Annotated in this window: 10 protein-coding genes; 8 read left to right on the forward strand and 2 right to left on the reverse strand. The window is 45.9% G+C overall.

The features are described from left to right. Positions 1 to 367 precede the first annotated feature (367 nt). From IQQ51_RS09860 to IQQ51_RS09890, 7 genes are all read left to right on the forward strand, one after another. Positions 368 to 1,036, forward strand: coding sequence for a response regulator transcription factor (locus IQQ51_RS09860; protein ID WP_193840939.1), 669 nt, complete (start codon positions 368 to 370; stop codon positions 1,034 to 1,036). Positions 1,037 to 1,051: 15 nt separating this feature from the next. Continuing rightward, positions 1,052 to 2,524, forward strand: a complete 1,473-nt coding sequence (locus IQQ51_RS09865; protein ID WP_122081285.1) for a sensor histidine kinase — start codon at positions 1,052 to 1,054, stop codon at positions 2,522 to 2,524. Continuing rightward, complete coding sequence (locus tag IQQ51_RS09870) at positions 2,521 to 3,705, forward strand: ABC transporter substrate-binding protein (RefSeq protein WP_193840940.1); 1,185 nt, start codon at positions 2,521 to 2,523, stop codon at positions 3,703 to 3,705. Before IQQ51_RS09865 ends, IQQ51_RS09870 begins: the two co-directional genes overlap by 4 nt. A gap of 247 nt (positions 3,706 to 3,952) precedes the next feature. Next, on the forward strand, positions 3,953 to 5,017 hold the full coding sequence (locus IQQ51_RS09875) for a 4-oxalomesaconate tautomerase (RefSeq protein ID WP_193840941.1): 1,065 nt from the start codon (positions 3,953 to 3,955) through the stop codon (positions 5,015 to 5,017). Between the two features lie 304 nt (positions 5,018 to 5,321). After that, positions 5,322 to 6,500 (forward strand): Bug family tripartite tricarboxylate transporter substrate binding protein, encoded by a 1,179-nt coding sequence (locus IQQ51_RS09880; RefSeq protein ID WP_228012779.1) that lies wholly within the window; start codon positions 5,322 to 5,324, stop codon positions 6,498 to 6,500. 289 nt (positions 6,501 to 6,789) lie between these two features. Beyond that, positions 6,790 to 8,793, forward strand: coding sequence for a tripartite tricarboxylate transporter permease (locus tag IQQ51_RS09885; RefSeq protein ID WP_193840942.1), 2,004 nt, complete (start codon positions 6,790 to 6,792; stop codon positions 8,791 to 8,793). A gap of 16 nt (positions 8,794 to 8,809) precedes the next feature. After that, positions 8,810 to 9,682 carry a universal stress protein gene (locus tag IQQ51_RS09890; protein ID WP_193840943.1) on the forward strand — a complete coding sequence of 291 codons (873 nt, stop codon included), beginning with the start codon at positions 8,810 to 8,812 and terminating at the stop codon, positions 9,680 to 9,682. A 219-nt stretch (positions 9,683 to 9,901) separates the two neighbouring features. On the opposite strand, the gene IQQ51_RS09895 is transcribed toward IQQ51_RS09890, so the two are convergent. Beyond that, positions 9,902 to 10,333, reverse strand: coding sequence for a PACE efflux transporter (locus IQQ51_RS09895; RefSeq protein ID WP_048609883.1), 432 nt, complete (start codon positions 10,331 to 10,333; stop codon positions 9,902 to 9,904). A 130-nt stretch (positions 10,334 to 10,463) separates the two neighbouring features. On the opposite strand from IQQ51_RS09895, the gene IQQ51_RS09900 reads away from it, so the two are divergent. Then, positions 10,464 to 11,354, forward strand: coding sequence for a LysR family transcriptional regulator (locus IQQ51_RS09900; protein WP_193840944.1), 891 nt, complete (start codon positions 10,464 to 10,466; stop codon positions 11,352 to 11,354). Between the two features lie 89 nt (positions 11,355 to 11,443). Here the strand turns inward: IQQ51_RS09900 and arsB are convergent, their stop codons facing one another. Then, positions 11,444 to 12,499: an ACR3 family arsenite efflux transporter gene (arsB, locus tag IQQ51_RS09905; RefSeq protein ID WP_193840945.1), complete on the reverse strand. Its 1,056-nt coding sequence runs from the start codon at positions 12,497 to 12,499 to the stop codon at positions 11,444 to 11,446. Between the last annotated feature and the right edge of the window lie 57 nt (positions 12,500 to 12,556).

The raw sequence follows: 12,556 nt of genomic DNA on the forward strand, positions 1-12,556 counted from the left end.
GTGAGCGTTTGAGCATAAAATTGTTAATTAAAGTCACTTGAAATGTTAATCCGAACACTTTTGCTCGGAAAAGACGCTCGCATGAACGTCATTGTTCGAATGGATGTGTTTCGAGGTCGCTAAAACTACCTGTATGTAAACGGATGCACAACTGGTACGAGGAGTTTATGTTTGGATTTGTGATGCTACTTCGTGAGTGGTGGATTATTAGACGTAGCTTGATGATATTTAACACACTTTACCTTGTGTACTGAACAGAATGTTCTAAATGTGATGTGGTACTGTGCTTTGTTTTATTATTGTTACTTTTGTTATTGAAATTGCCATCATACTTGAGAACAATCGTCTTCTTTATGCGGGGGATAAGATGCGAATATTGGTAGTTGAAGATGATCGCTTGATCAGTGAAGCAATAGAACAGCGCTTTATCGACCTAGGTCATGGTGTTGATTGTGCCTACGATGGGGCAGTCGCGTTCGCCATGATCAGCCACACCGACTTTGATTTAGTGATTCTCGATCTAAACCTGCCCAATAAATCGGGTGAGCAGATCATCAAACGTATTCGCCAATCGTCTGATACCCCCGTTCTCATTCTTACCGCGCGCAGTGAAGTGTTTGACCGAATTCAGCTTTTGGATCTAGGCGCTGATGATTATCTCACTAAGCCTTTTGACTTTGGTGAGTTGGAAGCCCGCTGTCGCGCGATCGTTCGACGTCGTCAAGGCAGCGATCAGAACACAGTGACGTTTGGTGACATTGAGTTCGACAGTGCAGGGTGCATTGTGAAAGTGAAGGGCGAGGTCATTGAGCTTAAACAGCGTGAATATCGCTTATTAGAAATTTTCCTGAACCACCTCAATCGTGTGATGAGCAAAGAAGAGATCATCGACCACTTATATAACTTTGATAACCCACCCAATACTAATGCGATTGAAACCTACGTTGGTCGTTTGAGGAAGGCGCTAACCAATAGCAATGTCGAGATCAAAACCCTACGTGGCCTTGGTTACGTGCTCAATAAAGTCGAAGACTGAGCTGAGGTGTATTAGGTGACGGCACTGAGCAAACCTGTCCGATTTCGTTTTCGAACAAAATCGCTGAGATTTCAATTATTGTTCTCTGCGACCTGTCTGTTGTGCCTGATTAGTTTGCTCACTTTGGTTGCGGTAAAGCGCTACGCCTATCAAACCACTCAGATGTTTTATGATCGCCAGTTGAATAACGCGGCTCTGCAGATCATAGAGCAGGTTCGTTTTAATGGCTTAACATTCAGTGTCGACATTCCCACAGCGGCCTTTAAATCACTGGCAGATTCCCCAAGAGATAAGGTTTTCTATCTGGTTGTTAGTTCTCCGAGTTCATCGGAGTCTGGTTACATTACGGGTTATAAAGAATTGCTTGATGACCAACTGGTGCGTGACCAAATTGAGCAATACCAGATAAAACTCGAACCAGAGGCTGCTTATTTTTACTTAACCTTTAAAGATGAATGGGTGCGTTTGTCTTTGGTCAGTCGCATCATGAATACCCGTGAAGGGCCTCAGAATATCTACGTGCTGGTCGGGCAAACCACACAAGCGAGGCAAGTATGGGAGAAGCAGCTCTCGGACCACGCGGTTAAGCTACTGCTCGCGGTGATGCTAAGTGCGTTGTTGGTCATCTTTGTGTTGATTGTAAAGGTGCTCAAGCCAGTCAATGAGATCAACAATAAGATGGAGAGGCGATCGAATCTCGACTTAACCCCTATTAATCTCGATGCTCCGGAAGAGGTCGAGCATTTGGTCGACACCATCAATGTGTTTATGTCTCAACTCGATAAGAACTTAACCAACCTTAAGAACTTTACCGGCGAAGCTGCCCATCAATTAAAGACGCCAATTGCTGGCATTAAAGCTCAAATCGAACTGGCTAAAAGCAAAGCAAATGACAGCCACACACACGATTACCTAGATAAAGTCACTGGCGCGTGTGAAGTGCTTGAGCGTACCGTGGAGCAGCTGTTGAACCACGCGACGATTCGCCACCGTTATCAAAGTATTGAGCCCACAGAGATTGATTTTAACGAGTTGGTGAAGCAAACCAGCCGTGGTTTAGCGATGAATGCATTGAGCAAAGACATCGAACTGAGCTACATCGAATCACTCAAGTTTCACATCCGAGGCGACAGCTTCGCATTAACTCAGATGCTGACTAATCTCATCGAAAATGCCATCAAGTATTCACCGAAAGGCAGCACGATCGAAGTTGAGTTGGTGCAACAAGGAAGTAAAGCCGTGCTGTACGTTCGTGATTTTGGGCCCGGTATTGATGAGCAAGATAAACCCCATGTGTTCGAGATGTTTTATCGTAGCCCAAATGCACTAAGCCAAGGCACAGGTTTAGGGATGAGTATTGCTTTGGATGTTGCCCAAAAATCTAATGCGATTCTGAGCTTAGAAGACACAAACCCAAATGAAACGGATAACGGTGGCCTTACGGTGAAAATCCAGTTCCCGCATACTTATTGGTGGGAGGTTTTATGATCAAGTTCGTTCTATCTTGGGTAACAGGGCTGAGCTCAGCTGTATTATTAGCAAGCGCTTTGTTTGTTACGGGTGCCACTGCGCAAGCTAATCAAGCTACTGGGCAACAAGGTTCTGCTCATCAAGACTCTGTCCATCAAACCCCTGTCCATCAAAACTCTGCCCACCAAGACAATAGTCACCAAGGTGATGACAACGAAGATGCGTTGGTGATCTATGGGGCGGCTTATTTATCAGAAATGAAGCCACTGCTCGATGACTTCCAACGTCGAAATCCAGATATTACGGTTCGCTATCAAGCGATGAGCAGCAATGTATTAGATGCTCATATCCGAGACCAAAAGCCGGATCAACCCGACATCACCATCAGTTCGGTGATGGATTTACAATTGCGACTTGTTAATGATGGTTACGCATTACCTTACCAAATCAATGTGCCGGGCTATGGCTCTCAATCGGGTATTGTTCCGCACTGGAGCCAATGGCGAAATGAACTGTTTGGCTTTAGCTATGAACCTGCTGTGATTGTGTTCAATCAAGCTTTCCTTGAAGGCAAAGAAGTCCCGCTAAGTCGTGTCGAGTTGCTGAGTTTTATTCGTCAACATAGTGATGAGCTGAAGGGGAAGATAGGGCTGTTTGATATTCGTGATGTGGGTATCGGTTATTTACTTTGGTCCTTTGAACGAGCACAAACAAGTAACTACGGGCAGTTTTTAGAACTGTTTAATCTTCATCATGCGCGCACCTTTGATAGCTCCGCCTCGATGCTCAAGGCACTGACCAATGGCGATATCTCGATTGCCTACAACATCATGGGCTCGTACGCGAACTCATGGGAATCAAAGCACAAAGATGTGGTGATTGTGGCTGCGAATGATTACACCCCTGTGGTTATTCGAACTGCATTTATCAACAAAACCACTCCGCGGCCAGCACAAGCTCAAGCCTTTATCGATTATCTGTTTTCCTATTCAGGACAGAAGCTAATGGCAGAAGAAACCAACATGCCTCCAGTGCGCACTGATATTAAAAGTGCAAAGTCCGCGGTTGTCTTACGTGAACAGTTTGCGAATCAACTTAAGCCTTTGCCATTAGATGTCAGCTTGTTGATCTTCTCAGATCAAAGCAAAAAATCGTTAGTAATAACGGAATGGGAGAGTGCCTTAAAAAGCTACGACTAGCTTTAATCTCAGTTTAGTTCAGTTCAGCTTAGGTCAGGTCAGGTCTGTTCAGTTATGGTCAGTTTCAGCCTCGGCATTCATCCTTCTGTTATGGTGCTTTTGAAGCGAATGAGCCAAATGTTGGTTTGTCTGCCCCTGCTAAATGTCACCGAGTCAGCTGCATGACAGTTTCGTTTTTTACTCTTGAAGTCCACAAATGAGCATGGATTTGCTCTTTCACTTCAAGAGTAAGAGGTTGAAAACGGTCATGAATGAGAATATTTCCTGCATGTTGATCCGCGGCGGCACATCGAAAGGTGCATACTTCCTAGCCAGTGATTTACCTGAAAGTGAGCAAGAAAGAGATGAACTGCTCGTGCGTATTATGGGCTCTGGTGAGGGACAGCAAATTAATGGTATTGGTGGCGGAACAACGTTGACTAGCAAGGTCGCCATTGTTTCTAAATCTTCAGAAGAAGGTACCGACTTAGAGTACTTATTTGCTCAAGTTGGCGTTGAAGAAAAAGAAGTCGATACCCGCCCCTCATGCGGTAATATTCTCTCTGGAATCGTGGCGTTCGCCAGTGAAAATAATTTGGTTAAGTTAAGCAGTCCATCGACCATGTTGCGTGTCAGAAACATCAACACCAATACTATTATCGAAGTTTCCGCCGAAAGCCCAAATGGCCATTTACGTTACGATGGGGATGTGCGAGTCGATGGTGTGCCCGGAACTGGCTCTCCTGTTTTGCTTAACTTCTTAGATGTCGGCGGATCGAAAACGGGCAAGCTATTTCCTACAGGTAAGGTGCGTGATGAGGTCGAAGGCGTTGAGTTGACGTGTTTAGACGCGGCAGTGCCTATGGTACATCTTAATGCTCAAGACCTTGGCTTAACGGGTAATGAAACCAAGCAACAGCTTGATGAAAATGCTCCTTTATTAGAACGCATTGAGTCTATCCGATTAGCGGCAGGCCGATTAATGGGTATGGGCGATGTGACGGGAAGTGTGGTGCCTAAGGTCTCCTTGTTATCACCACCAACGTATGGTGGACACATTACCTCTCGATACTTTGTGCCACACAACTGCCACGCAAGTCATGCTGTTACCGGAGGGATTTGTGTGGCGGCGGCTTGCATGATCCCGGGAACAATCGCCCATGAAGTGTGCCAAGGCATTAACTCTGAAACGGTCGTTATTGAGCACCCTAGTGGACAAATCCAAGTCAATATCAAAGTAGAGCCGGGGGACGTTGAGCCTGCGGTTCGTCAAGCGGCGTTGGTGCGCACAGCTCGCCCGCTGTTCAAAGGTCAGGTTTACCCGACGTTCTAATCTTGATCTGCTTTATTAGCTATTTCATGTCGCTAACCTTTGGGCTGGCGATTTTTTATTCTCACCTTCATATTCTTTTTATCCTTAAACGGTTCCCCTAAGCCCCTTCAAGTCGAGAGATTTTCTGCACCACTTCAGCGCGCTCTGCTCTGTTTTTGTGCCTGAAAGGGCGATCTTTGTAACACTTTTGTTATCAAAATGGAGCGTGTCAGTTGGATGACAGGTTCGGCGACTAATTTGTCAGAAACCACAAAAAACAGTCCAGCTGCAGGCAACACGCAGTAAATGGATATTAGGAGGCACGATGCTGAACGTACAACTACCCGGCAATACACAACTATCTACTAAGGGTTCGTTATTCTCGAACGGTTCTTTTCTTATGACTCAAAAATTGTCTAAGTTAAAAGTTTGCCAATCACTCTTGGTCACGCTACTTGGCGTGGGGGCATTATCTCATCACGCACAAGCCGAAGAGGTTTCGTTTAAAGGTGAGCGTGTCGAGTTTGTGATGCCTTACAAAGAGGGCGGCGGTACTGATACATGGGGGCGTTTCTATGCACCTTACTTGTCTCAATCGTTACCGGGCAATCCTGTAGTGGTGGTGAAAAATATTCCGGGTGGCGGCTCAACAAAAGGCGCTAACCAATTTGCTCGCCGTGCGAAAGACAACGGCCTCAACATCTTTGCAAGCTCGGCATCAACCCAATATCCCTATCTTCTTCAAGATCGCCGAGTTCGTTACGACTACAACGATTGGAGCGTGATTCTCGCATCCCCAACCGGCGGTGTTGTGTATGTTTCGCCTAAAACGGGCATTGAGAACGTACAAGATCTTTTCGATAAGAAAGATCAAATCAAGTTTCAATACGCAAGCCAAGGTGCGACCTCGATTGACTTAGTACCACTGCTAGCCATGGATCTACTTGGGTTAGAGGTACAAGCGATTTTCGGCATGCAAGGGCGTGGTGCTGGTCGACTGGCGTTCGAGCGTGGGGAAGTGAACATCGATTCTCAAACTAGCTCATCTTACATCGACAAAGTGACGCCGCTAGTCAATGAAGGTAAAGCGATTCCATTGTTTAGCTTCGGTGTATTGGGTGAAGACGGCAAGTTGAAGCGTGATCCTAATTTCCCAGAGCTTCCTCACTTCGCTGAGGTCTACCAAATGTTCCATCCGGAAGAGGCTGAAACTCAAGGCTACGCAGTGTGGCGCTCATTCTTCATGGCTGGATTTGCTGCTCAAAAGATGATTTTTGTGCCTAAGTCGACACCAGAAGAGACCGTTGCAGCATGGCGCGCATCGGCTTCTGAGTTGGTCTCTCAACCCGACTTTCAAAAACGCGCAGTCGAAGTTTTGGGGGATTACCCGCAATTGACTGGCGAACAAGCACAGTTAGCGTTAAACGCCGCTTTGTCGCTTGATGAAAGCAACCTTGAATGGGTCAGAAACTGGCTGACCACAAACTACAACACCCGTTTCTAAACAGGCTATCCAGAAGCCCAAGAAAACATGAGTTTTAACAACGCTCAGTAGTAACTGGCAGTGAGACCGCGGCGCAAGATCGTGGCTCACGCCTTTTCATCTCACTTTTATATTGTTACGTAATTTCAATAGCGTACGTAACTTTTATATCGCTACGTAAAAAAGTAAGCGCCAAATTCCAAAAGCATGTGGCTTATACGGATTGAACCGTAGGGCTTTTGACATCCATGGATAGGTAAGCGGTGGTAAACGAAGCGAAAGTGAGTCTCATGATAGAAAGGATTCAACGATGTTTAACGAACTCTTTGCTGCACTGGAAACCATATTAAGCGTCCAGCACATCACCTTTATGTTAGGTGGTGTGTTACTGGGTCTCGCGATTGGTATCTTTCCGGGGCTTGGCGGTATTGCCGGCTTATCACTACTGCTTCCATTCCTGTATGGCATGGATCCAATTTCAGCCCTAGCGATGCTTATCGGCTTGGTTGCTGTTATTCCCACTTCTGACACATTCACCTCCGTATTAATGGGTATTCCGGGCTCAAGTGGCTCGCAAGCAACCGTGCTTGATGGCTTCCCTATGGCGAAAAAAGGCGAGGCGGCGCGTGCGTTATCGGCTGCTTTTACGTCATCGCTATTCGGTGGCCTGTTTGGCGCGGTAATACTGACTGGTTTTGTGTTGATAGCTCGACCGGTGATCCTCGCTTTTGGTTCCGGTGAGTTGTTCATGCTGACCTTGTTAGGTTTGAGCATGGTCGGTGCACTGGCAGGTAAGAGCTTGGTAAAAGGCTTGTCGGCGTGTGGCATGGGTGTATTGCTTGGCAGTGTCGGTAGTGCCCCTGCAACGGGCGAATATCGAATGACCTTTGACAACTTCTACTTAATGGATGGCATTCCTCTGGTTGTCGTTGGCTTAGGTATTTTTGCGCTTCCTGAGATTATCGATCTGCTTCGTCAAAATAAGCCAATCGCCAATGCTAGTAAACTTGGTAAGGGTTGGTCTGCGGGCGTTCGTGACTTCTTGGAAAACAAATGGCTCGCGGTGCGTTGTAGTGTGATCGGCTGTATTGTTGGTGCACTTCCCGGCCTTGGTGGCAGCGTCGTGGATTGGATCGCTTATGGTCATGCGGTGCAAACCACTAAGAAAGATCCTGAATTCGGTAAAGGCGATGTGCGTGGTGTGATTGCGCCAGAGTCGTCGAACAATGCTAAAGAGGGTGGTGGTTTAGTCCCTACGCTGTTATTTGGTATTCCGGGTTCTGGTAGCATGGCGGTATTCCTCGGTGGCATGGTATTAGTTGGCTTAGAGCCGGGACCTGCGATGGTGAGTACTGATCTTGATATTACTTACACTATCGTGTGGTCTTTGGCATTAGCGAACGTGTTTGGTGCTGGTGCTTGTATGCTGATTTCACCTTGGGTGGCTAGGCTGACCACGGTTCGTTACACCTTGCTCGCCCCATTCATGGTAATGGTGATTTGTTTCGCTGCATTCCAAGCAACACGCGACCTTGGCGATTTAGTCACGCTATTAAGCATAGGTACGCTGGGTGTGCTGATGAAGCGTTTCGACTGGCCTCGCCCTGCATTCTTGATTGGTTTTGTATTGGCCAATGGTATGGAAACCTACCTGTACCAAGCGGTTCAGTTTGATGGTGCTGCGTTCTTACTGCGCCCTGGCGTGATGATCATTGGTGCGCTGACAATTTTCTCTTTGTTCTTCATGTGGCGTCAAAGCGTCAAGAAAAACAAGCAAAGTGAAGCGCAAGACACTTCGACCGAAACGGTTCAACCTTCAGTGAGAATCAGTAACCGTAAGCCTCAAGTTATCTTCGCTGCTTTGGTCAATATCGCGTTTATGTATGGCATTTATGATGGCTACCAACAGAGCTTCTTAGGTGGTGTGTTCACTATTATCATTGCCAGCATTATGTGGGTGCTATCTGCTGTGGTGCTATTCCAACTGCTGACCAAACCAGAAGGCGATGCTGTCTATTTCGATAATGAGTATGAGCAAGGGTACGCCTTTGATACCAACAGTATCAGCATGATGCACTACCTGTACTGGCTAGGCGCATTGATCCTTGGTTGCTACTTTGTGGGCTATGTGATTTCTATCAGTGCGTTCTTCTGTTTGTTCTTGATGAGTAAAGCAGGGTTGAGCTTGATGCGTTCAGCATCGGTTACCGTTGCTGCCACCGGTTTCTTACTGGGTTTGACTCACCTAATGGTATTGGATTTGCCGATAGGCTTACTACAAGAAACCGTTAACCTGCCTTGGCCAATTGGTTAATAGAAGGAAAGTAATTATGACGATTCGAACGATTATTATGCCCTTCGCTTCTACGGCAAACTCCGCTGAAAGGTTAGAAGGCGCGCTGAGTATTGCACAATATTTTGGTGCACATTTGGATGTGTTACACGCTCAAATTAGCCCACAACAGTTGATGCCAGAAGAGCGACAACTGTTACCGAGTAAGTGGTTAAGCCGTATCGACCAGTTAGTGAATAACTACGTTGCAGAAGACATGAACCAGTCTGAACTTGAGTTCACTACCTTGTGCGACAAGCTCGAAGTACCGTTGTGTGACAGTGATAACCTAGTGATGAATGAGGCCAATAAATACGTGAGTGCCCAATGGCATAATCTAACGGGTTATCGAGCGGATGTTGTATCTGAGCGCGGTAAAGTGTCTGACTTAATCATTATCCCTAAACCGCTTAATGGCAAAAGTAGCGTGAGTTTTGACGTGGCGATAGAACATGGCAGTCGCCCCATCTTACTGATGCCACGTGAGCAAAAAAGCTTTAACCCGGAATGCATTATGATTGCTTGGAATGGCGATGATCCGGGTGCGAGGGCTGTGAAAGCCGCGATGCCATTGCTTAGAAAAGCAAAGAACATCGTGGTGGTAACCAGTGAGCGTTCACTCAACAAAAAGCCTAACCAACAAGATTTGAAGCGCTACTTGGGGCTACATAACATCGAAGTGGAGTGTATTTCGTTTAAAGAGGGCAGAATCAAAACGCCTCAAGCGATCCTTGCTCATGCAGAGCAGTTTGATGCTGACTTGATAGTGGCTGGCGCATTGGCTCACAAGAAGATGCATCAACAGATGTTGGGTGGCGTTACCAGAAGGTTATTGAGCAAAACCAACGTGCCTCTGTTCATGGTGAGCTAATAAATCGGGTGAGTGATTGGTTTCCCTACATCACTCACTGATTCTTCGAAACTTAACTGCTGTCATGTCAGGCGCATGACAGCTTAGATTGTTAGAGTAAACTCATGGGCTAACTGATATGTGACCCGTCCGTCTATGCTTATGTGGTCATCGTATTTATTCTCCTTTTTACGATGACTGATTACCAGTTAGCCCCTTTTTATTTCAATGTGTGCAGCTCTAAACCAGAGCTGCCACTTTTCCTTTCGCTACCAATTGATCTCGAACCGAGTCGTATGCCCAGTTGAACGCAATCGCGTAAAGTACGAAGAAAATAACTAGGCCGATGTCCATGATCAGTACGGTTAGGAAGTCGAGTTGTAGAACCCACATCAAGACAGGCAGAGTCACTGTCATCAAGCCAAGCTCAAAACCCAATCCGTGCAGAACACGTGTTTTCTTGGTTCTTTTGCTTCGGTCAGCTCCGTAAATTTTGTCGTAGCCATAGTTGTAAACGTAGTTCCAAGCCATCGCTATCAATGATATTGCGAGCGCTAAGCCTGCCATTTCACCTGCGCCGTTTCCTGTAATATAGGTTGCAAGCCCTGCCATCAAAACCAAAGCAACCAATTCAAATAGCACCATGTGCAACATGCGTTCTTTATGTGACATTTTTCTAACTCTCTTTACGATTAAATAGCCGCCTATGGGCTAATGACTTGGCTAGATAATATCTTCTTAAGTGATAATATAAAGATAGTTAGCATCACATATAGTGATGGTAAGTTTTGGGAGAAACCGAATGTACAACATTGAACAACTGAAAATGTTTGTGTATGCCGTTGAATTAGGGTCATTTTCTGCCAGTGCTCGTCATTTGGGTAAGGTACAGTCGGCGGTGAGCCAAGGCATCAGTAATCTTGAAATAGATTTTAATGTTGAGCTTTTTGATCGTTCGACTCGAAAGCCTTCACTAACCAAAGCGGGCGAGCAGTTATTTAAACAGGTGAAAGCAATCGTGCTGCAGGTTGAAGATCTGAATGTGACGGTTAGTGCGATGGGTAGCGGTGAAGAGGGGCTCATCAAAATTGCATTAGATGATTCACTATTGGTCCCGAACCTATCTAAGATCCTTAGTCAGTTCAGTCAACAATTCCCTGCGACCGAAGTTGAACTGGTTGCGTGTACCACGACAGAGGTCAATCCGTTGATTATCGAAGAGAGAGCCGACATTGGATTGATGTTTACCAACTTGGCTTTTGATGTAGGCTCTGAGCCTTGCTTTATCGGTCACTTACCGTTTATTGCTGTGTGTCATCCAAGTCATTCACTCGCAAAAACAGGTGTCGCGAAACTCCCTGATTTACTCCCACATCGTCAGTTAGTGTTGAGGGGAGACAAAGGGAAGGTGATGGATCAGTTTCCGATGATTGCCGGCAAGGTGTGGTGGTCAAACAGCTTTATTGTTATCAAAGAGATGGTACTCGGCAGCGATATTGGGTGGGCATACTTACCCAAACACCTTGTCGAAGAAGAGCTGAATAAACAGCGTTTAGTGGAGATTAATGTCTCATTCGATCACAAAACATGGTCGCCGCCCGTTGATCTTGTTCTGTCTAAAACACGCTCAAAAGGTCCTGCATTACTTTGGCTTGAACAAGCATTGAAAGGCTTATTAGACGAAACTAAATAAAGAAAAGGCTCACCGTTTAACGTGTGAGCCTTTCTGTTCAAAGTGATGCTGCTTTTTGTTAGTTCTAGTTCTAGGTGTAGACGTAGATGCTAGACGCTAGGTTTAACCGTCTGACCGTTGTAGTACTTGTCTTTCATCTTAAGCGCTACGTTCACTAGGTAAATCAGCACTGGTACTTCAATCAGTGGACCGATAACACCGGCAAACGCTTGGTCTGAGTTGATACCGAATACTGAGATAGCAACGGCAATCGCTAGCTCGAAGTTGTTACCAGTCGCTGTGAATGCAATTGATGCGTTCTTGTCGTATTCAATACCCATCTTCTTACCAATGAAGAAGCTGATGAAGAACATCGCTGTGAAGTAGATAGTCAGTGGAACCGCAATCAACAATACGTCCATTGGCAGTTCTACAATCATCTCGCCTTTTAGGCTGAACATCAGAACGATAGTCGCCAGTAGTGCAATCAGTGTGATTGGAGAGATACGTGGAATAAACACTTCGTTGTACCACTGCTCGCCTTTCATCGACACAAGGATCTTACGGCTTAGGAAGCCCGCTAAGAATGGGATACCTAGGTAAATAAGTACACTGTGTGCAATGTCGATCATCGAGATATCAACCAACATGCCTTCGTAACCAAATACTGGCGGAAGAACGCTGATGAACAACCACGCCATAAAGCTGTAGCTCACCACTTGGAATGCACTGTTCAAGGCAACCAACGCCGCACCGTACTCTTTGTTACCGCCGCCGATGTCGTTCCAAACCAAAACCATCGCAACACAACGAGCAAGACCAATCAGAATCACGCCGACCATGTAACCTGGGTGATCGCCTAAGAATGTTAGCGCCAACACAAACATCAGAATTGGGCCGACAAACCAGTTCATGATCAAAGATAGTTTTATCGCTTTCTTATCTTTTACCACGGTGCCTAGCAGGTTGTAGTTAACCTTAGCCAGAGGTGGGTACATCATTAAGATAAGGCCAATTGCCAGTGGAATGTTGGTTGTGCCAACAGACATTGATTCGTTCCACTGTTCGATTTGTGGGAACAAGGTGCCAAGCAGTACACCAATGCCCATGGCGATGAAGATCCACAGCGTTAAGTAGCGATCGAGAAAACCTAATTTTGGTTTCATTATATTGTCTCTTTGGTTGTTATCGTTAATCGTCGAAAAACGATATTAAAAAACAAA

The organism is Vibrio sp. OPT18 (assembly GCF_015163615.1).
GTDB lineage: Bacteria > Pseudomonadota > Gammaproteobacteria > Enterobacterales > Vibrionaceae > Vibrio > Vibrio coralliirubri.

Excerpts from the sequence above, each read along its gene's own strand:
- IQQ51_RS09895 (WP_048609883.1), bottom strand. The coding sequence starts at position 10,333 with ATGTCACATAAAGAACGCATGTTGCACATGGTGCTATTTGAATTGGTT.
- IQQ51_RS09885 (WP_193840942.1), top strand. The coding sequence starts at position 6,790 with ATGTTTAACGAACTCTTTGCTGCACTGGAAACCATATTAAGCGTCCAG.
- IQQ51_RS09880 (WP_228012779.1), top strand. The coding sequence starts at position 5,322 with ATGCTGAACGTACAACTACCCGGCAATACACAACTATCTACTAAGGGT.
- arsB (WP_193840945.1), bottom strand. The coding sequence starts at position 12,499 with ATGAAACCAAAATTAGGTTTTCTCGATCGCTACTTAACGCTGTGGATC.
- IQQ51_RS09875 (WP_193840941.1), top strand. The coding sequence starts at position 3,953 with ATGAATGAGAATATTTCCTGCATGTTGATCCGCGGCGGCACATCGAAA.
- IQQ51_RS09870 (WP_193840940.1), top strand. The coding sequence starts at position 2,521 with ATGATCAAGTTCGTTCTATCTTGGGTAACAGGGCTGAGCTCAGCTGTA.
- IQQ51_RS09890 (WP_193840943.1), top strand. The coding sequence starts at position 8,810 with ATGACGATTCGAACGATTATTATGCCCTTCGCTTCTACGGCAAACTCC.
- IQQ51_RS09900 (WP_193840944.1), top strand. The coding sequence starts at position 10,464 with ATGTACAACATTGAACAACTGAAAATGTTTGTGTATGCCGTTGAATTA.
- IQQ51_RS09860 (WP_193840939.1), top strand. The coding sequence starts at position 368 with ATGCGAATATTGGTAGTTGAAGATGATCGCTTGATCAGTGAAGCAATA.